Genomic DNA, 23587 nt, shown 5'->3' with positions numbered 1-23587 from the left:
CGGCACCGCAATGGAAGCCGCCTTTTTTATGCCCGCCAGTTTTTCCTAATCGGCTAATACCTTATAATTTGTACATTTTTAGCCGTCCTGAAGATGTACAAACGCTTATATTCCAAAGTTTTCGCCCTGTCCAACCAACAGGTCCCCGCAACCGGAGTCGGTCTGTTCCGCTTGCTATACGGGCTTGTTGCCCTGCAGGAAATTCTGTTCTTAATCTATTTCAACCATTTGATTTTCGACCCTATACCCTATATAGACGTCGAATTCCCAATGATCGTCTGTTTCTTATGGCTATGGGCGGTCATCGCATTTTGCCTAGCCATCGGCTATCGCTGCCGCTTCAGTAGCATAGCCAATTACCTGCTGTGGCTGATCTTCGTCAATTTCACACCCATGCAACGCGATTTCGACGGGGGCTTCGATCTTTTCATGATCGGCGCGAATTTTTTTCTACTTTTCATGCCGATAGATAAAGCGTTCGCGATAGACGCGTTACGTAAAAAATTAGCCCAGCCCTTTGTGCATTATTCGCAATATCAACCAAATCAGGTTTCCAGGCTCAGCTATTTGTTGCCGGTACTGATTTGCCTGGGCTTTTTGTATTTCGACTCGGCCATCCACAAGCTATTCGCCCCCCATTGGCGCAACGGATTGGGAGCCTGGCTACCTTCTTCGGTGCCTTATTACTTGTCCGCGCTGGATATGTCGTGGCTGCTCAATCAGGAAAGCCTACAAAAGGCGATAGGCTATACGATTTTAGCCTTCCAATTCAGCTTTCCGTTCCTCTTCGATTTTCGGCTACTGCGGCCCGTTTATTTTCTGATAGGCATAAGCCTACATCTTGGCATTACCCTGTCGTTTAACATTTACCCGTTCGGATTGGGCATGCTGATATTCTACGCGCTGGTCATGCCACTGTCTTGGTACCGAAAAATAGGTGCCCGGATAAGACAACTCGAACCCTCGTTAGCCGTGCTATACGATCAACAGTGTCCGTTGTGCAATCGCACCGTGCTAACCCTAAATCACTTCGACGTGCGCCGTAGCGTGGAATTCAAACCCGCCCAATTGCATGCCCAAGACTATCCGGCACTGATGCGGCTGGAGCAAAAAACGTTGTTGACCGATTTGTACGCCGTCGACCGCCAAGGAAAAGTCTATAGCGGCATAGACACCTATGCGCGCATTTTAATCGCCATGGGTTATCCGGCCGTATTCGGCTACGGCCTATCCTTACCGGGCATACGCCAAATTGCGCAGCGCATCTATCGGCGCATTGCCGACAATCGAGCGAGGCTCGACTGTGACATCACCTGTGCTTCCAGCATCAGCGCACCGCCATCTCCAAGCCTATACGACTTGCTGTTCGCCTCGCAAAACGACAAGCAAACAAAACGGAACCTGCATAAAGTCGCTAAAACGTTAGCGTTTATAATCCTATTACAGCTGAACAGCAGCATACATTACGGCTTGTTGTACCGTTACGAAATCGACACCCGGCAAACCGCCTTTTCCAGTGCGCTAGCCGACATGAGCAACGCGCTGTTAATGTTTTCCCACACCTTTTTAGGCATTACCCCGCACGCCTTGTATTTGCACGATCACTTCGCCGGTTACGAGCACCTGCTGGCGATTACCTATATTGATGGCAACGGTAACGAACAATGGTTGCCTTTCGTCAACGAGCAAGGCCGACTGCTGGCGCCTAACTGGGGCCGTGTGCACTCCATGTGGGCCAATATCGCGGTTACGCCCAATATCGACGAATTAAGACTGAAAAAATTCATCATGAAGGTCACCGCCTTCTGGGGGCATAAACTAGGCCTAGCTCTGGACGGCACGCGCTTTATCGTCAAAATGAAAAAAATTCGGGCACCGTTCGAGTGGGAAGCCAATCTTCGGCAAAACAACCTTTCCGGAGCATGGTCCAGCATAGGTTATGCCCAGTGGCACGGCAGAGAAATTAAAATCGATCTGCCGGCCGACATCGACGCTCTGTAAGCGATTTGGAAATTGGCTCTTGCAAGTGCCAATTTGTCATGTTATAAAATTCCGCGTGTCCTGTTAGGGCGCGCAAAAATTATAATAACCCTAATATTAGATCGGAGGATGTTATGAAGAAAGTATTTACCCTTTTGGCCATGGCTCTTATGGTTGTTAGCTTGAGCGGCTGCATGGACGATCCAGACGGTGGCAACCCAAAACCGAAAGGTTACGGCACACCTAGCCAACAAGGCAGCGGTCTTCAGTAAGCAGCTTTGACAGGACTAAAAACTTCCTGAGTAAGGCCCACGTCAGTGGGCCTTATGTTTTATGGCTACTTGATATTCTACCGCTCCATCCGAGTTAAGCACGGAGCACTCTTAAAGCCTTAAGTCGCCATCTCATCCATCGTTTTTACAATCCACTGCTCCGCTTCGGCATTGATTTCTTTGGAGCTCTTACCTTGAGTGCTAATCTCCGGGCCAATCTTCACAGTAATTACCCCCGGATACTTCAAAAAACTATTCCGCGGCCAAAATTCCCCGGCGTTATGCGCCAAAGGGATAACCGGAAACCCGGATTTATGAGCTAACATCGCCCCGCCGGCATTGAATTTTTTGCTAGCTCCGGGAGCAACCCGCGTGCCTTCGGGAAACACCAATACAAACAATCCCTCCTGCAAGCGAGCGGTTCCTTGCTCCAACAACATCTTCAACGCCTCTTTCTGGTTGCTGCGATCTATAGCAATCGGCTTTAAGGTAGCCAATGCCCAGCCTCCGAACGGAATTTGCAACAATGATTTTTTCAATACGGCGGTTTGCGGCGAAATAATTTGCCGCAGGGCGATAGTTTCCCACGCGGATTGGTGCTTGCTGAGAATCACCGCGGCGCGGTCTAGCGGAACGTTCTCTAACCCCTCCACCCGATAACTCAACCCGCAACACAGCTTTAGCATAAACAACAAATAATCTATCCATATGTCCGCGATCTTATAACGCGTGGAAAATGGCATAAAGTAACAACCCAGAATCGCCAAACCGACTATCGGCGTGGACAACACCACATAAATGAAAAATAAAGTAGAACCTAAGATCACTCGCAAATCAGCTTTGCGAGACGATGAAATGAGCGGCGTCATATAAAGTATCGAAAATAGGACAAAGTAAATCGGGGTGCTTGGCGAAGGTATCGGCGCCTTTACCGGTTTTCACCAAAATCGGTTTAGCACCCACCGCCTCAGCGGCTTGCAAATCGCGTAACGAATCGCCAACGGCGTAAACCTCGGTCAAATCCGCGCCAAAATCGGCAGCAAACTTGAGAAATAAGCCGGGCTTAGGCTTGCGGCAGTCGCATCCTTGCTCCGGGTCGTGCGGACAAACATATACAGCCTCTATTGAGCCCCCGGCTGCTGCTGCCAGCCGGCGCATCTTGGCATGCATCGCATCCAAAGTAGCCGGATCGAATAAGCCTCGTCCTACACCGGATTGATTGCTGATTACCACGACCGCGAAACCATGCCGATTCAACAGCGCAATGGCTTCCAAGCTGCCGGGCAGCGGAATCCATTCGTCCGCCGACTTGATAAAGGAGGCGGAATCGAGATTTATCGTGCCGTCGCGGTCCAACACGACATAACGCCGGCTCACGCTTGCAACTTGGAAATGTCGGCGATATTCAAGAATTGGCCGGACAACTTGGCCAGCAACGCCAGCCGGCTGTTACGCAAGGCAGTATCTTCGGTATTGACCATCACGCCGTCGAAAAAGGCATCGACGCTATCGCGCAGCTGAGCCAAACGACTCAAAGCCAACGGATAATTTTGCTCGGCCAACAGCGGCAGAATCGCGGCTTCAGCTTCCTCGGCGGCAACCAGCAAATTTTTCTCCTGCGCTTCGACCAGCGCGCCTATGGTTTCCGAAACCGGCTGCTCGGACTTTTTCAAGATATTGATGATGCGCTTGTTGGCCGCCGCCAGGCTTTCGGCTTCCGGCAGGGCGCGGAAGGACTGCACCGCTTTCATCCGCAACCAGAAATCGAACGGCCGGGTCGGATTAACCGCCAACACCGCCTCGAATTCGTCAGTGCTGAAACCGTGATCCAGGCAATAGCCTTTCAACCGATCGAAGATGAAGCCGACGACTTTTTGCCGGGTTTCGGCCTGATCGAACTTATGGCTGAATTGCGCCAAGGCTGCGTCCAACAGCTCGGCCACGTCCAAATCCAGGCCGTTTTCGATCAGGGTGCGCAAGATGCCCAAGGTGGCGCGGCGCAAGGCGTAAGGATCCTTGTCGCCGGTCGGAATCAGCCCGGCGCTGAAGATGCCGGCCAAGGTGTCGATTTTTTCCGCCACGGCCAACGCCACGCTGATGGGGGCTTTGGGAATCTCCCCGCCGGATTGTTTCGGAAAATATTGTTCTTCCTGGGCATTGGCAACCGCCGCATCCTCGCCGTCGGCCACCGCGTAGTAGCGGCCCATGGTGCCTTGCAGGTTGGTGAATTCGCTAACCATGTTGGTCAGCAAATCGGTCTTGGCCAGCAAGGCGGCGCGTTTTGCCAGCGCAACGTCGGCGCCAAGCTGTTCGGCGATCAAACCGGCCAGTTGGGCGACCCGTTCGGTCTTGTCGAACAAGGTGCCCAGGTCTTTTTGAAACACGATGGTTTTCAGGCTGTCGACGCGGTCGGCCAGGGATTGCTTTCTATCCTGTTTCCAGAAGAATTCGGCATCGACCAGACGCGGCAATACCACCCGCTCGTTGCCGGCGCGAATCGAAGCCGTATTGGAGCTTTCGATGTTAGCGAAGGTAATGAAATGCGCCAGCAAGCCGCCTTGCGCATTCTTGACCGGAAAATATTTCTGGTTGGACTGCATCGTGGTGATCAACACCTCCTGCGGCAGTTCCAGGAAGCGGGCGTCGAAATTGCCGACCACCGGCACCGGCCATTCGTTCAAGGCCGCGACTTCTTCCAGCAACTCTTCCTCGATATGGGCGATGCCGCCCAATGCAGTCGCCGCCTGCTGGGCGCCGGTTTCGATTTGCCGCATGCGTTGTTCGAAATCGACGGTGACTTTCGCCGTCAACAATTTTTCGACATACTCGTCCGGATGGCTCAACTCGATCGGATTTGGTGCGTGCATGCGATGGCCGAAACTATGGCGGCCGGTTTTCAAGCCCAAGATGTCGGCGTCGATAATTTCACTACCGAACAGCAACACCGCATTGTGCACCGGCCGCACGAATTCGTGATCGTAATCGCCCCAGCGCATGCGCTTGGCGATCGGCAATTGCGCCAGACTTTTACGAATAATGTCCGGCATCAATTCGGTGGTCGGCTGGCCTTTGACCGCTTGCTTGAAAATCAACCACGCACCCTTGTCGGTTTCCAGTTTTTCCAGTTGCTCGAAACTGGCACCGCAACTGGATGCAAAGCCCAAAGCTGCCTTGCTCGGCGCGCCGTCCGGCCCGTAGGCCGCTTGCAAGGCCGGGCCGCGTTTTTCCACCACTTTATCGGCCTGCTGGCTGTCGAGGTTACGAATCAGAACGGCCAAACGGCGCGGCGTGGCATAGGCCTTGGCCTCGCTGAAATTCAAGCCGGCGTCTTTCAAGCCGGCGACCATGCCGTCCAATAACGACTGGCTGAGTTTTTTCAAGGATTTGGGCGGCAGTTCTTCGCCGCCCAGTTCGAATAATAAATCTTGAGTGATCGTCACAGCGTTTGCCTATGGTGCAAAGTTTATAGGTGTTGTAAATGTTCGATACAGGCATCGTAGGGATGCTGTTTTAAATAACAGAGCCAATTCGATAACCGATTAAAACTGTCGCCGGCTTTCAAATCGCGAAATAACCGTTTGAATCGCGAATCGTGTTTGCTGGTGGCCGTTTTGGTTTGTTTTTGCAACGCACTTCGTTCGTCGGGTAAATCGTAGGCGCTTAAATCGATATTGGCCGATTTTGCCTCATCCAATATCCATTGTTCGATAGGCGGATGCAAAATCAGATAATGGTGCTTTTGCGGATGCTTATAAAGCCTTAACCCCGATTTGTTCGCAAGCAATTTCAATTCGTTTAAATAGGGCGTTTGTTTCTTGTCGTCATCCAATATGCCGACGGCAAAACTATCTTTGAGGCTTTTACAGTTTTGCATTTTGCTCGTTACGGTACTACAGCCTTTCTGGTGGTTATAGCCGGAAACAGGTTTCACCAAGGTTTCCGTCAACATAGTGTCCAGATAGCACTCCGGCAAAATATGATTATCCATGTTGCGTGAATCGCTCGTAGTTAAAAAACACGTCTATGCCGTAATCGTAGACTTCGTTTAATTCGGTATCGGTTAAGCGATTAATCACCGTTTGCCCATTTTGATAGTCGATAATAAATACCGCTAATTCATTCCTATCACGTTCAAGAAAATCATTCATTACATAGGGGCTGTGAGTTGCAATGAAAAATTGATTGCTTTCGGCAGCAATGACTTCCTGGGTGATATGAGCGATATACGGCGGGAAGCAGTGGGCTTCAGGTTCTTCGAATAGCAGGATTGAATCGGTGTTTGAGGAAATCGCGGTTTTAAAAAACACCATGCGTTGCAAAGTATCAGAAATAGAACTGAATGGAAACGACGCGATTGAATCGTTGCTCAGGATTTTTACAATTCTTAAAGTGTGACCTGTTCTGTCGAATAACAAATTAAGCTTATATTCTTCAAACAGCATTAAAATCTCTTTTTTAAGAGGTTCTTTTTGCGCCAAGTCTAGAATATTTTCGCCGCTTGGCGGCACTAATCCTGAAATATATGAATATGGCTTAAACGAAAATTTATCAGGAAATTTAAAGTATTTTACTTTCGAGCCTATGTTCTTTCTATTGTAAAGAGCATGATATTTTAAGTCATGGTATATAGAGAACGAATGTTCTTCGTAACCAATTTTTGAGCGTGGGCTTATGTTTTCAATATGTGATTTTAAATTAATATCAATCTCGACGCTCTCATGATGGTTTGGCGGGGATCTTAAATACCTTGCAAAACAGACACTTCCATCGTCAGCATGAATTTCAATGGCATTTTCTGTATTACCATCAAAAAACATCTCCGCAAGATTTTCCAGCTTTACAAACTGAGTAATTTTCTTGCTTTTGTTGTATTTGACATAAGGCAACGAAAATAGCCCAATCGCCTCCAAAATATTCGACTTACCGACATTCGGCTTCCCAATCAGCACGTTAATCCGCTTGCAATCCTGCAAAGTCGCATCTTTCAGCGACTTGAAGTTGCGAATTTGTACCGAATTGAAAAATACGCTCACGTTAATTCCGTTTAACTAATACACATCGGAAAACCCAAACTCTCCCGCCGGGCATAGTAGGCTTCGGCGACCGACTTGGCCAGATTCCGCACCCGCAAGATATAACGCTGGCGTTCGGTGACCGAGATGGCGTGGCGCGCATCGAGCAGGTTAAACGAGTGGGACGCTTTCAAGACCATTTCATAGGCTGGCAAGGGCAGGTTTTGTTCGAGCAGTTTTTGGCATTCCGCTTCGAAGGTATCGAAGCATTGGAACAGGAATTCGACGTTGGCGTGTTCGAAGTTGAAAGCCGACATCTCCACCTCGTTTTGGTGGAACACGTCGCCGTAAGTCACCACACCCTGCGGGCCGCGGGTCCAGACCAGATCGAACACCGATTCCACGCCTTGTAGATACATCGCGATGCGTTCCAGGCCATAGGTAATCTCGCCGGTCACCGGCTTGCATTCCAAACCGCCGACTTGCTGGAAGTAGGTAAACTGCGTGACTTCCATGCCGTTCAACCAGACCTCCCAGCCCAAGCCCCAGGCGCCCAGGGTTGGCGATTCCCAGTTGTCCTCGACGAAACGGATGTCGTGCTCCAGCAAATCCAAGCCCAGATGGCGTAGCGACCCCAGATACAGCTCCTGGATGTTGTCCGGCGACGGCTTCATCACCACCTGATACTGGTAATAATGCTGCAAACGGTTGGGGTTTTCGCCGTAACGGCCGTCGGTCGGGCGACGCGACGGTTGCACGTAAGCCGAGTTCCAAGGCTCCGGTCCTATGGCACGTAGGAAAGTGGCCGGATGAAAAGTACCCGCTCCCACTTCCTGATCCAAGGGTTGTAACAAAACGCAGCCTTGCTCGGACCAATATTGTTGCAGAGTCAGAATCAAGCCTTGAAAAGTTGAGACATCGTTGTTAGTCGACACGTTACGTCCACATAAATTGATGAAAAGTGGCGCGATTATAACGGAAAAACCCGGCTCAGACAGGGCTGAGCCGGGTTCCCGCAGGGGCCGTAATCCCGTAACGCGGTTATGATTCCCGGCATCTCAAAACCGGACGGCTTTAGCCCAAACCGTGCGAGTCAGTCGCATGCTCCGCGCCGATTCCGGGTGACGTCGATAAGCAGCTTTCTGCAACGGTTAGCTGCCGAAAATCACTCAAGCATGCTATGGTTTAGCGAAAATTTTTCCGGATGCCTACATGAGCCAACCGCTGTCAGTCGCGCAAACCGACAAACCCATCCACTTGCTGCCCGGCATGGCCAACCGCCACGGCTTGATTGCCGGCGCGACCGGTACCGGCAAAACCATTACCCTGCAAACCATGGCGGAAGGATTTTCCGACTTGGGTGTGCCGGTTTTCATGGCCGACGTCAAGGGCGACCTGTCCGGCCTCGGCAAAACCGGCGGCGGCAACGCCAAAATCGCCGCCCGGGTGGAGGCGCTGGCGCTTTCAGACTTCGACTACCGAAACGTGCCGGTGCTGTTTTGGGACGTGTTCGGAAAAGACGGGCATCCGCTTCGCGCCACGATTTCCGACATGGGGCCTTTATTGTTGGGACGCATGCTCAACCTGAACGACACCCAAGCCGGTGTGCTCAACGCGGTGTTCAAAATCGCCGACGACCAAGGCTGGTTGCTGTTGGATTTGAAAGACCTGCGCGCCATACTGCAATACGCAGCCGAACACGCAACACAGTTGCGCGACGAATACGGCAGTATCTCCGCCGCCAGCGTCGGCGCGATCCAGCGCGGCTTGCTGCAGCTGGAACAACAAGGCGGCGACAAATTGTTCGGTGAACCGGCCCTGGATTTCAACGACCTGCTGCAAACCGTCGATGGCCGCGGCGTGGTCAACGTTCTGGCCGCCGAAACCTTGTACAACTCGCCCCAAATTTACGCCACCGTACTGTTGTGGCTATTATCGGAATTATTCGAAAATTTGCCGGAAGCCGGCGATCCGGATAAACCAAAGCTGGTGTTCTTTTTCGATGAAGCCCATCTGTTGTTCAACGACGCACCGACCGCGCTGCTACAGAAGATTGAACACGTGGTGCGCTTGATCCGCTCCAAAGGCGTAGGGGTTTATTTCGTCAGCCAAAATCCCCTGGATATTCCGGATAACGTGCTCGGCCAACTCGGCAACCGGGTACAGCACGCATTGCGTGCCTTCACGCCGCGCGATCAAAAAGCCGTCAAAGCCGCTGCGCAAACCTTTCGCAGCAATCCCGATTTAGCCGTCGAAACGGCACTGACCGAACTTGGGGTTGGCGAAGCTCTGGTGTCGTTTCTGGACGAAAACGGCATCCCCTGCCCGGTCGAACGCGCGATGATCAGGCCGCCGCATTCGCAAGTCGGCCCACTGACGGCCGGCGAGCGCCGTCAGCTTATCGCCGATTCGCCGATATTCGGGCATTACGAACAAGCACTGGACCGGGAATCGGCGTACGAAATCCTGAAACAGCGCGCGGAACCAGATCGGACTAATTCATCCCGCGAACAACGGCAGCCGGCCGAGAGCGACGGCGATTTCGGTTTGACCGATCTACTGCTCGGCGGCAATACCACCGGCAAACGTAGCCGCCGCCGCGAAGGCGTATTGGAAGCCGCCGCCAAAAGCGCCGCCCGCAGCATAGGCCAGGAAGTCGGCAAACAAATCATCCGTGGCGTGTTGGGCTCCTTGCTGGGCGGAGGCAAGCGCCGATGACGTCCGCGCAAACCTTTGCATACTCCGCTTCCGCCGGCGGTTTGTTCGAACGGCCGGCTTGTTTCAACCCTCGCACTGTAGTCCGAAAAATTGTGAGACATTTATGCAGCTAATCACTACCACCCTAAAATCGATTTCAGCACTGATTCTGGCCTCGGGCTTGCTTTGCGGCAACGCTTCGGCTCAATCCGCACCCCACGACGAAGCGCATCACCCCGCTAAAAAAATGGATTGGCCCGGCATATACAACGGTTTTTTACCCTGCGCCGATTGCATGGGCTTGAAAACCTCGTTAGCGCTGAACAAAAACGGCAGCTATATTCTGATCACCCAGTACGTCGGCAGGTCGCCGCGCGATTTCGTCGAGAAAGGCAAATACAGCGTGGACGAAGCCAGCCAGACGATTTCTCTGACCCCGCGCAAAGCCGGCGACACCCACCAATACCGAATCGGGGACGGCCAATTGATGCAGTTGGACGACCACGGCAAAGCCTACACCGGCGAGCTAGCCAGCCGCTATGTTCTGCGCCGGACCGACGTAACGGAAAACCCGCCGGAGCACGCCCATTAAACCGGCCGGCACCGGCGTTGATAAAGCGACGCCGGTGCGCTTTGCGCCGGGAAAATATGCTATGTTGGCGACTCATTCCATCGAATAACCAGCACCCGCAACATGAGCATCAAATCTGACAAATGGATACGCCGCATGGCCGAGCGGCACGGCATGATAGAACCGTTTCAAGCCGGCCAAATTCGCGAATCCTCGCAAGGCCGCATCATCTCCTACGGCACATCCAGTTACGGCTACGACGTCCGTTGCTCCAACGAATTCAAAATTTTCACCAATATCAACTCGACCATCGTCGATCCGAAAGACTTCGACCAAGGCAGTTTCGTCGACGTCCATTCCGACGTTTGCATTATCCCGCCGAATTCGTTTGCGTTGGCGCGCACGGTGGAGTATTTTCGAATTCCGCGCGACGTGTTGGTCATCTGCCTGGGCAAATCCACTTACGCCCGCTGCGGGATTATCGTCAACGTCACCCCCCTGGAGCCTGAATGGGAAGGCCACGTCACCTTGGAGTTCTCCAATACCACGCCGCTGCCGGCGAAAATATACGCCAACGAAGGCGTCGCGCAGATGCTGTTTATCGGCAGCGACGAAGTGTGCGAAACCTCTTACAAGGACAGAGGCGGCAAGTACCAAGGACAGCTGGGAGTGACTTTACCCAAGGCCTAGCGCCGGAGTCCCATGTATAAACCATTTTTCAGTCAAATGACCGCATCCATGCCTAGCCCGGTAAACGCCGCGCCGGTCGACACGCTTTCCGGCTTGGACGAATACTACCGGCAAGTTCAGGGCATCATTCTGAACAGGCAAGACTGGATCACCGGCCTGCTGCCCGCCAGCACCGCCATCACCACGCACGGCAACTACACCGACGCCTGGGTCAGGGACAACGTATACAGCATTTTGGCGGCTTGGGGCTTGGCGCTGGCCTATCGCAAAGCCGAAGCCCGCGCGGATCGACGTTACGAACTCGAACAAAGCGTGGTCAAACTGATGCGCGGTTTGTTGACCTCCATGATGAAGCAGGCCGACAAAGTGGAGAAATTCAAGCACAGCCAAGACCCTTTGGATGCGCTGCACGCTAAATACGACACGCATAGCGGCAACGTGGTGGTCGGCGACCGGGAATGGGGACATTTGCAACTGGACGCCACTTCGCTGTTTCTGCTGATGCTGGCGCAAATGACCGAGTCCGGACTGCGCATCGTATTCAGCCTGGACGAAGTCAACTTCGTACAAAATCTGGTGCATTACGTCAGTCGCACCTACCGCACCCCGGATTACGGCATCTGGGAACGCGGCAACAAGATGAATCACGGCATCGCCGAATTGAACGCCAGCTCGATCGGCATGGCCAAAGCGGCCTTGGAAGCCATGGCCAACTTCAACCTGTTCGGCAAAGACGGCGGCCAAAGCGCCATCGTCCATGTGGTCAGCGACGACATCGCCCGCACCCGCATCACGCTGGAAGCCTTGCTGCCGCGCGAGTCCATTTCCAAAGAAGTCGACGCCGCAGTCCTGAGTGTCACCGGCTTTCCGGCCTTCGCGGTAGACGATCCGGAGCTGCGGCAACGCACTCAGGCCGCCATCGTCGAAAAACTGCAAGGCCGTTACGGCTGCAAACGCTTTTTACTGGACGGTCATCAAACCGTACTGGAAGACCATAAGCGCCTGCATTACGAACCGAACGAGTTGAAGCAATTCGCCGACATCGAATGCGAGTGGCCGCTGTTCTTTTGTTACTTGTTGCTGAACGGCTTGTTTAACGGCGATACGCACAGCGCCGCCGACTACCGACGCAAATTGGAAGCCTTGCGGGTCGAGGATCGCGGTCAATGGTTGCTACCGGAATTGTATTGGGTGCCGGCCGATGCGGTCGAAGCCGAAAAAACCGATCCGCACAGCCAAACCCGGCAACCGAACGAAAACGTGCCCCTGGTATGGGCGCAAAGCCTGTTCATCTTGGGCTGTTTGGTTCAAGACGGGTTTCTCGACCTTGCCGACATCGATCCTTTGGGCCGGCATCGGCAACGTCACAGCCGCCACCCGGCCCGGGTGCAAATCGCCCTGTTGGCCGAAGACGCCGAGGTGCAAAACGAATTGGCGGCGTTAGGCATCGCCAGCCAAACCCGGGCCGAGATAGCCCCTATCCAAGTCCGCGAAGCCAGCGAATTGGCTGCCGCCTATACCCAAGTCGGCCGCAACGACCGGATGAGGCTGAGCGGGCGTCCGTTGCGCCAGCTACGCACCTTGTCCACCTCCAAGCTGTACGAGCTCGCCGGCGAGCGCTTGCTATTCCTGCCGCAGTTCGTCAGCCAAAAAGGTTTTTATCTGGCGATGGACAACCAACTGCTGATTCAGCGCTTGCGCCTGGAACTGGCCTACGTCGCCAGGCATTGGGACAAACCCGGCTTGCCGCTGATGGTGATAGACGTCAAACACAACATGTTGGCCGGCGACAGCCGCCAAGTCTTGCTCGATTTCATCCAGCAGCTGCAAAGCGGCGATCTGCAGGGCACCCCCATTCAACTAGAGTCGCTAAGCGCCGCGGCTCCTCAGGTCTATCAAGAGAAAATCGGCTATTTACACGATTTCAAATTTTCCGCCGCCGTCTGGCGGGAACCGGAACGGCCATTTGCCAACGTGCTTCCGGCGAACCCGGAGTTGCTCGAAGCCGTCTCGTGTTTGCAGCTGACCCAATGGGAATTGGCGGACGACGCGCTGTTACTGGACGAATTGCGGCGCAACGGCAATTTGTGCGCGCAACTGGAAGTGCTGAACCTACTGGTGCAACGGCACGGTTTGGAATTTGCTTGCGGCCTTGGTAACGATTTCGGTCAGGCGGCTACGGTTTGCGATTTGTTGGAAGAAGTCTATAGCCGGGCCGCCGACCGACACGTTTGGAAGGTGATCCGCCGTTGCGCCAGTTTATTGGGCAAATACGACATCAATCTGGAACAAAGCGCCACCGACATTCTGGTCCGCCAACACGGCCTGACCGTCGGCCGCGCCTACAGCGGCAAAGCCACCTTGCGCCGACCCGCCGATTCCTGGCAAATCCTGGAAATCATCCGCGCCTTCAACCCCGGCGAAGGTAGCCAACAAATACTGATTCAGGAGTTGATTCTTTACCTGGGCATGTTGATCAAGTTGAATCACGCCCTGTTCGCCGACATGCACACCATTCGCGTCGGCCACATATTGCAATTGATCATCGCCCGGCAAAAAAGGCTGGCCAAATGCGAATCGCTGGACGAGGCGTTCGAAGCCATCATGGCGCTACCTCCGCACGCGGTGCTGCAATTGTTGCGCGCCACCTTGGAAGATTATGCCAACAGCGAAACCCAATTGGGCCGGATGGAAACCCTGCAAACCGACGGCAGCCGCTGCGACCTCAGTTCGGCCCGCTTCCCGGAAAGCATCAATCCCAAACACGTCGGCGACGCGGAAGACTGGTATGCCTGGCGCGAACAACAAGGCAATTTCGGCCGCGAAAACGAGGAATTCTTCGGCGGCGTCTGGCTGCTGCTGCATCGCTGCAAAGGCCTGATGCTCGGCGAAAAATATAACAGCAACCGACGTATAGACAGCGAAACCCTGCTTGCGCAAATGACGCCGGGCGAACAAAGCTTCAAACTGCACATCAACCACGTGCTGAACAAAATCCAGGCTCCGGTTTACCGGCAGCTGACCGTCGAGGCGCTCAGAGCGTTGGCCTTCATCATGAAAAACAATCCGGACCTGCGCATAGACGACGTATTGGTCACCGACATCCTGATCGGCCACGCCGTCCGAATCGCCTGGCTGCAAGCCCACCCGGATTACCAAAACAAATACGAAGACAACGTATCCTTGGCCTGGCAAGCCTTTTATCAATTGCCGCCCCATGCGGTCGCCAACGCCATACTCGACGCACTGGTGCATTTGCTCAATCAACATCATTCTTAACGAGGACACGCATGATATTGGCCGGAGACGTAGGCGGAACCAAAACCATTTTGGCCTTAGTCGATCGGGACGGCGCCGGTCGCTTGAGCATCCAACAGGAACAAACCTTCGCCAGCGGCGAATATCCGAGCCTGGAGGCCATCATGGATTTGTTCCTGCCGCCCGAGGTAACAGTGGATGCGGCCTGCATAGGCTTTGCCGGTGCCGTGGTCGACCAGCGCTGCTTCGCCACCAATTTGACTTGGAGCCTGGACGGCGCCTCGTTGAAACACCGCCTGCAAACCGACAAAGTCAGGCTACTCAACGACCTGGAAGCCATGGCGCTCGGCATGCTGCACCTGCCGGCCGCCGATTTCGTCGAATTAAATCCCAACGCGGAATCGCATACCGGCAATATGGCCGTCATCGCCGCAGGCACCGGCTTAGGTGAAGCCATGCTTTATTGGGACGGCGAACGCCACCATCCGGTCGCCACCGAAGGGGGGCATTGCTCGTTCGCCCCGCAAACGCCGCTGCAGGAGCAACTGCTGCAATTTCTACGGCAACGGTTTCCGACTCACGTCAGCTACGAACGGATTCTGTCCGGCGCCGGGTTCAGCCATTTATACGATTTCGTAGTCGATAGCGGCATCGCACCGGCCTGCCCGGCCGTCCCCCCGGCCAGAATCAAAGGCATGGACCGCAACGCCGTCATCTCCAGATTGGGCATAACCGGCGAAGACCCGGCTTGCACCGCCGCGTTGAATTTATTCGTGGAGGTTTACGGTGCCGAAGCCGGCAATCTGGCCTTGAAATCGCTGGCCACCGGCGGGATATTCATCGGCGGCGGGATAGGGCCGAAAATACGCGGCGCGCTCGAAAACGGCAATTTGTTGCAAAACTTCGTCGCCAAAGGCCGGTTCGAAACTCTGCTCAGCACCATGTCCGTGAAGCTGGCGTTGAACCCGAAAACTCCGTTGATCGGCGCAATGCATTACTTTGCATAAGGTTAATCTTAACGTCCGTAGCGGGCGCCGCTGTGCATGGTACGCCCATCCGGCTCGCCCCCGCTTTAACATGCCTGCCATGGTGATGCTTTATAAAACAGCCTGGGGGGCAAACCATTCCGCAGCCGATTAGCCGATACCGGCAAACCCAACAAGCTCATTAATGGCGCCATGATGCGTAAGTTGATTCACGTCGCTTTTGGCGTCTTAAAATCCGCCAAACCGTTCGATTCATGCATGCATTTCCTGCCATCTTATAGTCCTGAGTTGAACCGAATTGAATTGCTGTGGCGCCAAATGAAATATGAATGGTTGCCCTTCAAAAGGTTTACTCCCGACGAGCTTGAAAACGCCATTGATGAGATTGGACGAGGATTGGCTCAAAATACACGTTAACTTTTTGCTAGGCGCTTATCAACCAATTGAACCCTAATAAAAATCAAAAGCCGATGTAAAACATTACATCAAAACGCATCCATTTTAGAGGTAAATTATGAAATTTAAACACTATCTGGTAGCTTGGTTTTGTTTCGTAATCTCAAGCTTTGCCAACGCAGGAACGATTAATGGTCAAGACGGAGCCTATTACTTTCATTTTGAGGATATAGCTTATACCGGCATCCCGTCCCCTTATTCAGATAGCGTTCTATCTGTAAGATTTTATTGGTCTGACGGATCAGCAAATGGTCTTGTTCAAATTGGCACTAGTTTTTTTGAAGACTCGTTACTTGACGTTCCTTTCCTTTCTGACCCGATTACCGAGCTATCCGAAGGACCTGGCAGTACTGCCGCCTCAATTAGCGGCGACTACTGGGGAGACTTACAAGGTGTTGTGAAACTTTTAGTTCTCGGCGATGGCTGGATCGATTTATCCAGCATCAAGATAGATATTTATAAAGACGGCTATCTTTATTCTCAAACGTTTTCTACAGCGCCTGTACCATTGCCAGCTGCTCTGTGGTTTTTTCTTACCGGCCTAGTAGGCCTTGGTTTCTATTCTCAATACCGAGCCCCGTATCAAGCTGGGTAAGCTAATCCGTGGAACGCATTGCGGAGTGGTTTGGAATTGGCGGATCGCCTGTCGGCATCCGTACTACACAGGTTGATTCAGCCGTCGTCTCGGTGCTAAGGCAAGTCTTTTTGCCGGGTTAGCCGTCGCAGCAACTACCACTACCACCGGCGTCATCGTTCCGCCGAATATCACCGACGGTACCAAACCTAACCAGCGTGCAGTGACGCCGGAAATAGAGGGGTCTTGGCAGAGGCAGGGCAATGGGTAGGCGATTCAGTGCAGCGGTTACAACCATGAGCATCGGCATCGCGCTCTTGGCTTTGTCACCCCGGTCCAATGCCATGCGGGAGTGGACGAAACGCTGTTAGCTCAACGCAAAGCGCTTTATGAAAACGCTCGTCGGCAAAATCCGAGACGCCGGAGTCAACAGACCCGCAACCGGAACAGGATCCATACCGTGCACGTAAATCCGGATCACACCGAAACCCACGCCCATTAACTCAGGAGAGTGCTAACCCGTATAAAATTGCCGCATAAGTTTTTTTACACTGCGGCGACAACTAGCTTGAAATTTTCCGCCGGAATGCCAAGGCTTTTTGGCCGGGACCGAAAATTTGTGTAGAATCGCGGCTTTAACAACGGAATGCCAATCGCGATGTCAGACGATTTGATCAGCCAATTGAAAATTATGCTCATCGAAGGCTTGCGCCTGGAAGATATGGTACCGGAAGACCTATCGGCCGATGCCGCACTGTTCGGCGACGGTTTGGGTTTGGATTCGATAGATGCCTTGGAAATTGGGGTGATGTTGGATCGTCAATACGGCATCAAAATCACCTCCGGCGACCAGCGCAACCAACAGATATTCGCGTCTTTACGTTCTCTGGCCGAATTCGTCGCCGATCAACGCACCCGTTAGCCATGTTCGGTGCATTGCGCGGCATCGCGATTGCCGGCCTGTTTCTGGCTTACCCGTTTCTCAGCGCTTATTTCGCCCGGCAAGGTTATGCACCTTTGGTGTTGCTGACGTTCGCCGCGCTGACGGCATGGCGCGGCTGGCGACTCACCAAAGCATCCTGGCGTTACGGTAGCTTCGCGTTGTCCGCCATGCTGGTCATTGCAGCCCAATCGGCGGCCAGCTATTGGATTTGGCTGCTGCCGGCAGCGATTTATCTTTGCTTGGCATGCTTGTTCGGCCATACCCTGCTGGCTCCGCCGTCGCTATGCGAGCGCTTGGTTCGCTTGCAGTTTCCGGAACTCGAGCCCGGCATCGCCGAATACTTACGGCAAGTCACCCAGGCGTGGACCTGGTTCTTTGCCCTCAACGTGCCGGTGTGCGCGGTGCTACCACTGTTGGCCGGCCAACAGGTCTGGGCCGTGTATACCGGCGTACTGGTTTATCTGTTGATGGGGCTGTTAGTCGTCGGCGAATGGCTGTACCGGCGCAAGCGTTTTCCGGATTTGTACATCCCGCCGGTGCTGGAAACCGTACGCTTTTTTGCCTTAAACGGCCACAAGGCTTTCAAAAACAGCGGTACATGAACTATTGGATTTGGCTATGTGCATGGCTGCCGTTCGCCGCTTGGGCCGACGGCGAACCGGCAAACTGGGTGCAATTGCTGAAGCAAACGGGACCCGGCTATTACCGCTACGAGGAAACCCGCGAATTGGAACTGGCCAGCCAACCCTGGCACGCACAAGGCTTTATGCTAACCGACGCCACCGGCAATTTGGTCAAACTGCAAACCGTCCCGCAGCGGGTCATCATGGCCATTGCCGGCGAGCAGTTGTATTACTGGGATCCCATCAACAAGCAGCGACATAGCGCCTCTATCGAGGCGGCCGGCGACGCCGCACAACAAATAGCCGCGTTCCGTGCCATTTTGCAAGGCCGCATCGAACAGCTGCAAGCCGACTATGAAATTGCCTTGCACCCGCTAGGCAACGGCTGGCAACTACGTTTTACCCCTAAGGCTGCTGCCGCCGAAACCGGTCTGCCCAGCATAGAAATCGCCGGTAACGGCGACACCCGGCAACGCGACATCAGCATACGTCAAGCGGACGGTGAAATCACTCGCTACCGTATCGGCGCGTCCGCACCCGAAGCCGGCGGCGGCATGACCATAGACGCGTTGCTACGGGAAGCGGCCGGAGAATAGCGGTGTCTTTGCCATGGCGTAAACGGATATTTTTATGGCTATGCCCTTTGCTACTGGCACTCACCGCCTGGCAATTGCGGGTGGAATCGGATTTGAACGCGTTTTTCACCGCCACCGAAGATGCAGACTCCCGTTTGCTGGCCAATCTACTTAAATCCGGCGAGCTATCTCGACGCTATTTGCTGTTAGTGGAAGCGCCGGCCAACGCGGAACAGACCACCTTGGCTGCCTTCAGCAATCAGTTGGTGAAGCGTTTGGCCGACCTGGCAGACGTGGAACAGGTCTGGCTAGCCAAACAACCGCCGCGCGCCTGGGTCGATGCGCTGACTTCGTATGCTCCTCATCATGCCGGCATTTTCAGCTTGAATCCGGAAGCGGACGCAGCGGCGATATTCGATCCGGCGGCCTTGCCGGCCAAAGCCGCCGGGCTGAAACAAGCCTTGTTGTCGCCGCAAGCCGCATTCGTCAAAACGGTAGCCAAACAAGACCCTTTGTTATTGTCGCTGCAAGGTTTTCAACGGATCAAACAGCAATTCGTATCGGCCACGGCCGACGGCGCCCTGTTGCTCAACAGCCGAGCGGCGGCCCTGGACGCCGATGCGCAAACTCGCCTGCAAGCCGGAATTGTTACAACGTTCTCGGCGCTGAACGCCGAGAACGGAAGTTCGTTCCGACTGGCCATGGCCGGCGTACCGGTGTTCAGCAGTGCCGCGCAACGGGAAATCGGCCGCGACGTCGGTTTGGTGTCGGCAGCCTCCGGCGCTGGGGTGATTGCGGTGTTTTTATTACTGTTCCGCTCCTTTGCGGCTTTGCATTGGATCTTGCTGATCCAGGCCGCGGCCTTCTTGTGCGGAGCATTGGGCATTGCCGTGCTGTTCGAACGAGTCAATAGTCTGACCCTGGCCTTGGGTGCCAGCTTGATCGGCATTTGCGTGGATTATCCCATACACGTGATGGTGCACGCGGCCAAGCACGGCGAAACGCCGCATCAGGCGGCACGCTTGCTGTGGCCTGCCCTGGCGATGGGCGGTTTGACCACTGTCATCGGTTATGCGGCGTTGGGTTCCAGCGGCTTTCCGGGTTTCGAACAAATTGCGGCCTTTGCCTTATTCAGCATCGTTGCCGCGTTGCTCCTGACCCGCTACGTCTTGCCGGCCCTGTTGGCGAATGTCGTCTTGCACCCGGTCGAATTACCCGGCATAGCCGGCTGGTTAGGGTTCTGCCGACGCCGGCGCCGGCACTTGCTAATCGGATTCGGCTGTGCCGCCCTAGTGGCCATCGCCTGGTTGCCGCAAGTGCGCTGGATGGACGATATGCAAAATCTGGCGTTAAACATGGACGAACTAAAACAACGAGATCAAGCAGTGCGCAGCCACTTCTCTCACATAGAACCCGGCCGCTTCGTGCTGGTCCAGGCCGACGATTTGGAAACCGCATTGCAGCGCAGCGAGGCCGCCGAACGCCGCTTGCAAACGCTGCAAGGGGAAGCTCGCTTGAGCGGCTACCAAGGTTTATTTCCCTGGCTGGTATCCCAACAATTGCAACACCGCAACAGCGAGACTTATAACGCCGCCATCACGCCAAAGTTTCGCGAGACTTGGCACGCCGCGTTAAACGCACAAGGTTTGGCGGCCGACAAATTGGCGCTACGCGCGGCCGGCCATGATTTTCTGGATTCGGCTGCACTGCTGACGTCGCCGGTCCAACAAATTCTCGCCGGCCAATCGTTGCAAACCGAGCACGGTGCCGGGTTTGCCCTGTGGTTGGGCGATCACGACCCGGCCGTGGTCGCAAATGCATTGCAAGGCTTGCCGGGTGTGCGCTACTACAGTCAAAAAGATCAACTTGACGCCTTGGCCGCTCGCTACCGCGACCGCTCATTGTGGATGCTGGCACTCGGAATAGTGGCGATGGGCCTCTGCGTTGCTTGGCAACAACATAGCGTGCGCATCGGCTTATTGACGCTATTACCGTGCTTGGCGGCCACTTTGTTCATTTTCGGCGCCTGGGCAGTCTTGGGCGAAGCCTTGAGCTTTTTGCACGTCATAGGCTTGCTGCTGGCCATTTCCCTGTGCGTGGATTACGGTATTTTTTTTATCGACCGGAACAGCCGCGACAGCCTGATCACTTATCATGCCATCGCCGCGTCTACTCTGACCACCCTGGCGTCATTCGCCGCCTTGGGTTTGGGTAAAACTCCGACCTTGCCTATTCTGGCGCTGTCGGTCTGCTTGGGTGTGGGCTTAGGTTTTTTGCTTTGCCCATTGCTGATTCCGCGTAGAGCCGAAATATGACGGCGCCTCAGCCCGCCCTCGCTGCGGTTGCCGTAACCGCGTTCCAATGCGCCAGTGCAGCCGGTAACGACGTCGAATCCTTAACTCAGGCATTGCTGGTCAATCGCAGCCTGTTGAAACCGTTAAGCCTGTTCGAGCTGCCGTTTGCGACCGTGGTCGGCGAAATCCGCAAGCCGTTGTCCGCACCGCGCGCCGAGCTATCCGCCTACGATTGCCGCAATGCCCGACTGGCACTGCTGGCCTTGTCGCAAATGGATTTTCGCGACGCACTATTGACCACTCGCAGCCGCTACGGCGCCGACCGCATCGGCGTGCTACTCGGTACCAGCACCTCGGGAATTCTGGAAACCGAAGCCGGCTATTTTGAATGGTCACGGACAGGTGCCATGCCGGCCGGCTTCGATTTCCTGCGCACCCACACCGCGCAAGCAACCGCCGAATTTTTACAACGCGAATTGGAATTGCAAGGACCTTGCTACGCCATATCCACCGCGTGCTCGTCCAGCGCCAAAGCGCTGGCCGCCGGGCAACGCCTGATCGGCGCCGACGTTTGCGACGCGGTGTTGATAGCCGGGGTAGACAGCTTGTGCCGCTTGACCTTGCGGGGCTTTAACAGTCTGCAATTGATCGATGCAAAACCCTGCCGCCCCATGGACGTCGAACGGCAGGGCATCAATATCGGCGAAGCTGCCGCTTTGTTACTTTTGGAGCGGGTTAGCGAGCACAATTTCGCTTGTCCCCGGCTACTGGCTGTAGGGGAAAGTTCGGACGCGCACCACATGAGCGCACCACATCCGGAAGGTTACGGCGCCGCCCAAGCCATGCGCATGGCCTTGCACTTGGCTGGCCGCGAACCCGCACAGGTCGATCACATCAATCTGCACGCCACCGCCAGCCAGCTGAACGACGCAGCCGAAGCCAAAGCCATCCTGCAGGTTTTCGACCATCCGCCGCCGTGTAGCGGAGTCAAAGGTTTGTTGGGGCATACCTTAGGCGCCGCTGGCGCCGTGGAAACCGTCGTCAGCCTACTGGCTTTACAACACGGCTTTATCCCAGGTACCTGCGGTTTACGTGTCGTCGACCCTAGTCTGGCTTTACCGGTGAGCGCCGAGCCGATGGTCGATCAAGCCCCGCGTCTGATCCTAAGCAACGCGTTCGGCTTCGGCGGCAACAACGCCAGCGTATTGCTGGAGGCAGCCTTATGAAAGCGATGAGCGTATTGGCATATGCCGTATGCGCGGCGGCGGACGAGTTTCGGACCGGCTTGCCGTTTGCATGCGACGCGGTGGAACGGGATGCAATGCCACCGGTCTTGCGCCGGCGCAGCAGCCAATCCATGCGATTAGCCTTCAGCGCAGCGGCAAAAGCCTGCGCGAATGCCTTGCGCCAGCCGGCTGATTTACCGGCCGTGTTCGCCAGCGTAGCCGGAGAAATCCAAACCACCGACCGGCTGTTGTCGGAATTGGCTAAAGCGGACGGCTTGGTATCGCCCAGCGATTTCCATAACTCGGTACAAAACAGCGTCGCCGGCTACTGGAGCATCGCCCACGGCAACCGCCGACCCGCAACGGCCATTGCCGGCGGACACCACACGTTGGCGATGGCTGTGCTGGAAGCATGGGCGCAACTGGCTTGCCACGGCGGCGAATTGTTGCTGGTTTACTATGACGAACACTGGCCCGCCCATTTATTTCCGCATCACGGCAGCGGCCCGCTGGCAACGGCTTTGATCCTTGCAGCGGAACAACAGGATTCGGCCATCGCCCTACTCGGCCCTCCGCACCCCGGAAGGCCGCCGGCCACCCCCCCGGAGCACGGCTCCAATCCCGAATCACCGCTATTGGCCTGCTCACCGCTACTCAATGTCTTAACGCATTCTCCCGTGGTCGGCACGACTATTCGGCTATCGATAGTAGCGCCCTATTGGCAGACTAAAGTCGTTTTTTAATCGCTTTTCGTAAGCATTTAACCGCCCCATCTATTTAAATTCGTCGAAATTGTCGATGTTTTACCTTTATTTAACGAGGTGCAGCAATGGCATTATCAGTGGACTGGGATCAACACCTGGGGTTCAAGCCATCGGCTTAACGGCTCCCTATTTGCCGCCGGTTCCCGGTAAGGCGCCAACGGTTGACCGGGATTACGAATATGTTCGCCTGGAAAAAGTTCGACTTGGAGCTTGCTCAATTAGTCAATATATTAATGGAACGAACTACTAGCGTCTTTTAAAGCGGTATCCGGGTAGATGCCAAGCGCCAGCGTCTTGCGCTTTCCGGCGCAGCGATAGTTGTAGCGGAAATACTTGGATCCGTTGGGATTAACCAACAGATAAAGCCCTTTTCGTCCTGAAGTTTATAGGGTTTTTTCTTTGGGCTTGGCGTTACGAATGGCGGTATGTCAATAGACGACATAAGACGACGATGGACAATAAAAAACCCGCTAAGCCTTGTCGCTTGCGGGTTTCTTGGATCGTCCGAGATGTCTTCAGACTCTTAAATTGGCGGAGAAAGAGGGATTCGAACCCTCGATACGTTGCCGTATACACACTTTCCAGGCGTGCGCCTTCGACCGCTCGGCCATCTCTCCAATTCAATATATCCTGTTAATTATCCTAAAAAACCGTCGATTTTGCAAT

22 protein-coding genes, 1 tRNA gene and 1 pseudogene are annotated in these 23587 nt (G+C 54.5%); 16 read left to right on the top strand and 8 right to left on the bottom strand.

Going from position 1 to position 23587, the window contains the following annotated elements:
* The first annotated feature begins 93 nt into the window (after positions 1–93).
* Positions 94–2001 carry a DCC1-like thiol-disulfide oxidoreductase family protein gene (locus F1E05_RS01710; protein ID WP_150046262.1) on the top strand — a complete coding sequence of 636 codons (1908 nt, stop codon included), beginning with the start codon at positions 94–96 and terminating at the stop codon, positions 1999–2001.
* 113 nt (positions 2002–2114) lie between these two features.
* On the top strand, positions 2115–2252 hold the full coding sequence (locus tag F1E05_RS20155) for a hypothetical protein (protein ID WP_190303221.1): 138 nt from the start codon (positions 2115–2117) through the stop codon (positions 2250–2252).
* Positions 2253–2371: 119 nt separating this feature from the next.
* Here F1E05_RS20155 and F1E05_RS01705 read toward each other — a convergent pair whose 3' ends face one another.
* The 6 genes from F1E05_RS01705 to glyQ form a co-directional block, all read right to left on the bottom strand.
* Positions 2372–2938 carry a lysophospholipid acyltransferase family protein gene (locus F1E05_RS01705; protein ID WP_332095594.1) on the bottom strand — a complete coding sequence of 189 codons (567 nt, stop codon included), beginning with the start codon at positions 2936–2938 and terminating at the stop codon, positions 2372–2374.
* A gap of 148 nt (positions 2939–3086) precedes the next feature.
* Positions 3087–3629, bottom strand: a complete 543-nt coding sequence (gene gmhB / locus F1E05_RS01700; protein WP_150046260.1) for a D-glycero-beta-D-manno-heptose 1,7-bisphosphate 7-phosphatase — start codon at positions 3627–3629, stop codon at positions 3087–3089.
* Entirely contained in the window at positions 3626–5692 is a 2067-nt protein-coding gene (gene glyS / locus F1E05_RS01695) for a glycine--tRNA ligase subunit beta (RefSeq protein ID WP_150046259.1), read from the bottom strand. The genes gmhB and glyS overlap by 4 nt, the downstream gene beginning before the upstream one ends.
* 23 nt (positions 5693–5715) lie before the next feature.
* Entirely contained in the window at positions 5716–6240 is a 525-nt protein-coding gene (locus F1E05_RS01690) for a hypothetical protein (protein WP_150046258.1), read from the bottom strand.
* On the bottom strand, positions 6233–7285 hold the full coding sequence (locus F1E05_RS01685) for an AAA family ATPase (RefSeq protein WP_150046257.1): 1053 nt from the start codon (positions 7283–7285) through the stop codon (positions 6233–6235). Before F1E05_RS01685 ends, F1E05_RS01690 begins: the two co-directional genes overlap by 8 nt.
* Before the next feature lie 11 nt (positions 7286–7296).
* Positions 7297–8199 (bottom strand): glycine--tRNA ligase subunit alpha, encoded by a 903-nt coding sequence (glyQ, locus tag F1E05_RS01680; RefSeq protein ID WP_150046256.1) that lies wholly within the window; start codon positions 8197–8199, stop codon positions 7297–7299.
* 277 nt (positions 8200–8476) lie between these two features.
* Here glyQ and F1E05_RS01675 point away from each other — a divergent pair, with 277 nt between their 5' ends.
* The 14 genes and pseudogenes from F1E05_RS01675 to F1E05_RS01610 all read left to right on the top strand — a co-directional run bounded on the left by F1E05_RS01675 (position 8477) and on the right by F1E05_RS01610 (position 22900).
* On the top strand, positions 8477–9982 hold the full coding sequence (locus F1E05_RS01675; protein ID WP_150046255.1) for a helicase HerA-like domain-containing protein: 1506 nt from the start codon (positions 8477–8479) through the stop codon (positions 9980–9982).
* Between the two features lie 103 nt (positions 9983–10085).
* The gene (locus tag F1E05_RS01670) at positions 10086–10553 is read left to right on the top strand and encodes a copper resistance protein NlpE (RefSeq protein WP_150046254.1); all 468 of its coding nucleotides are present in this window, start codon (positions 10086–10088) and stop codon (positions 10551–10553) included.
* Between the two features lie 102 nt (positions 10554–10655).
* Positions 10656–11222 (top strand): dCTP deaminase, encoded by a 567-nt coding sequence (gene dcd / locus F1E05_RS01665; RefSeq protein ID WP_150046253.1) that lies wholly within the window; start codon positions 10656–10658, stop codon positions 11220–11222.
* 12 nt (positions 11223–11234) lie between these two features.
* Positions 11235–14501 carry a glycoside hydrolase family 15 protein gene (locus F1E05_RS01660; RefSeq protein ID WP_150046252.1) on the top strand — a complete coding sequence of 1089 codons (3267 nt, stop codon included), beginning with the start codon at positions 11235–11237 and terminating at the stop codon, positions 14499–14501.
* Positions 14502–14512: 11 nt separating this feature from the next.
* Positions 14513–15487: a glucokinase gene (gene glk / locus F1E05_RS01655; RefSeq protein WP_150046251.1), complete on the top strand. Its 975-nt coding sequence runs from the start codon at positions 14513–14515 to the stop codon at positions 15485–15487.
* 70 nt (positions 15488–15557) lie between these two features.
* Positions 15558–15730, top strand: a pseudogene (locus F1E05_RS20500) (IS110 family transposase); the annotation flags it as partial.
* Positions 15725–15883 (top strand): transposase, encoded by a 159-nt coding sequence (locus tag F1E05_RS20955; protein ID WP_456299307.1) that lies wholly within the window; start codon positions 15725–15727, stop codon positions 15881–15883. The pseudogene F1E05_RS20500 and the gene F1E05_RS20955, both read left to right, overlap by 6 nt.
* A gap of 97 nt (positions 15884–15980) precedes the next feature.
* Complete coding sequence (locus F1E05_RS01645) at positions 15981–16517, top strand: VPLPA-CTERM sorting domain-containing protein (RefSeq protein ID WP_150046250.1); 537 nt, start codon at positions 15981–15983, stop codon at positions 16515–16517.
* Between the two features lie 637 nt (positions 16518–17154).
* A complete protein-coding gene (locus tag F1E05_RS01635; protein WP_150046248.1) occupies positions 17155–17418 on the top strand; it encodes a phosphopantetheine-binding protein in 264 nt (87 codons plus the stop codon).
* Between the two features lie 2 nt (positions 17419–17420).
* A complete protein-coding gene (locus tag F1E05_RS01630; RefSeq protein WP_150046247.1) occupies positions 17421–18041 on the top strand; it encodes a COG4648 family protein in 621 nt (206 codons plus the stop codon).
* Complete coding sequence (locus tag F1E05_RS01625) at positions 18038–18658, top strand: LolA family protein (RefSeq protein ID WP_150046246.1); 621 nt, start codon at positions 18038–18040, stop codon at positions 18656–18658. Before F1E05_RS01630 ends, F1E05_RS01625 begins: the two co-directional genes overlap by 4 nt.
* 2 nt (positions 18659–18660) lie before the next feature.
* Entirely contained in the window at positions 18661–20952 is a 2292-nt protein-coding gene (locus tag F1E05_RS01620) for an MMPL family transporter (protein WP_150046245.1), read from the top strand.
* Positions 20949–22157 carry a beta-ketoacyl-ACP synthase gene (locus tag F1E05_RS01615; RefSeq protein WP_150046244.1) on the top strand — a complete coding sequence of 403 codons (1209 nt, stop codon included), beginning with the start codon at positions 20949–20951 and terminating at the stop codon, positions 22155–22157. The genes F1E05_RS01620 and F1E05_RS01615 overlap by 4 nt, the downstream gene beginning before the upstream one ends.
* The gene (locus F1E05_RS01610; RefSeq protein WP_150046243.1) at positions 22154–22900 is read left to right on the top strand and encodes a beta-ketoacyl synthase chain length factor; all 747 of its coding nucleotides are present in this window, start codon (positions 22154–22156) and stop codon (positions 22898–22900) included. The genes F1E05_RS01615 and F1E05_RS01610 overlap by 4 nt, the downstream gene beginning before the upstream one ends.
* Positions 22901–23151: 251 nt before the next feature.
* On the opposite strand, the gene F1E05_RS20390 is transcribed toward F1E05_RS01610, so the two are convergent.
* Positions 23152–23277 carry an Arm DNA-binding domain-containing protein gene (locus F1E05_RS20390; RefSeq protein ID WP_232056744.1) on the bottom strand — a complete coding sequence of 42 codons (126 nt, stop codon included), beginning with the start codon at positions 23275–23277 and terminating at the stop codon, positions 23152–23154.
* A 173-nt stretch (positions 23278–23450) separates the two neighbouring features.
* Positions 23451–23538: transfer RNA gene (locus F1E05_RS01600), tRNA-Ser, on the bottom strand.
* Positions 23539–23587: the final 49 nt, after the last annotated feature.

Origin of the sequence: Methylomonas rhizoryzae, assembly GCF_008632455.1 — a bacterium.
Classification (GTDB): Bacteria; Pseudomonadota; Gammaproteobacteria; order Methylococcales; family Methylomonadaceae; genus Methylomonas; species Methylomonas rhizoryzae.
Note: the sequence above shows the minus strand (reverse complement) of the source record. Positions and strands in the feature narration are given on the sequence as shown.

Bases quoted from the DNA above. Each gene is read 5' to 3' on its own strand.
- F1E05_RS01645 (WP_150046250.1), top strand. From the start codon at position 15,981: ATGAAATTTAAACACTATCTGGTAGCTTGGTTTTGTTTCGTAATCTCA.
- F1E05_RS01660 (WP_150046252.1), top strand. From the start codon at position 11,235: ATGTATAAACCATTTTTCAGTCAAATGACCGCATCCATGCCTAGCCCG.
- F1E05_RS20155 (WP_190303221.1), top strand. From the start codon at position 2,115: ATGAAGAAAGTATTTACCCTTTTGGCCATGGCTCTTATGGTTGTTAGC.
- F1E05_RS01610 (WP_150046243.1), top strand. From the start codon at position 22,154: ATGAAAGCGATGAGCGTATTGGCATATGCCGTATGCGCGGCGGCGGAC.
- F1E05_RS01675 (WP_150046255.1), top strand. From the start codon at position 8,477: ATGAGCCAACCGCTGTCAGTCGCGCAAACCGACAAACCCATCCACTTG.
- F1E05_RS01635 (WP_150046248.1), top strand. From the start codon at position 17,155: ATGTCAGACGATTTGATCAGCCAATTGAAAATTATGCTCATCGAAGGC.
- F1E05_RS01710 (WP_150046262.1), top strand. From the start codon at position 94: ATGTACAAACGCTTATATTCCAAAGTTTTCGCCCTGTCCAACCAACAG.
- F1E05_RS01615 (WP_150046244.1), top strand. From the start codon at position 20,949: ATGACGGCGCCTCAGCCCGCCCTCGCTGCGGTTGCCGTAACCGCGTTC.
- F1E05_RS01670 (WP_150046254.1), top strand. From the start codon at position 10,086: ATGCAGCTAATCACTACCACCCTAAAATCGATTTCAGCACTGATTCTG.
- F1E05_RS01705 (WP_332095594.1), bottom strand. From the start codon at position 2,938: ATGCTAAAGCTGTGTTGCGGGTTGAGTTATCGGGTGGAGGGGTTAGAG.
- glk (WP_150046251.1), top strand. From the start codon at position 14,513: ATGATATTGGCCGGAGACGTAGGCGGAACCAAAACCATTTTGGCCTTA.
- F1E05_RS01630 (WP_150046247.1), top strand. From the start codon at position 17,421: ATGTTCGGTGCATTGCGCGGCATCGCGATTGCCGGCCTGTTTCTGGCT.
- dcd (WP_150046253.1), top strand. From the start codon at position 10,656: ATGAGCATCAAATCTGACAAATGGATACGCCGCATGGCCGAGCGGCAC.
- F1E05_RS01690 (WP_150046258.1), bottom strand. From the start codon at position 6,240: ATGGATAATCATATTTTGCCGGAGTGCTATCTGGACACTATGTTGACG.
- F1E05_RS01625 (WP_150046246.1), top strand. From the start codon at position 18,038: ATGAACTATTGGATTTGGCTATGTGCATGGCTGCCGTTCGCCGCTTGG.
- F1E05_RS20955 (WP_456299307.1), top strand. From the start codon at position 15,725: ATGCATTTCCTGCCATCTTATAGTCCTGAGTTGAACCGAATTGAATTG.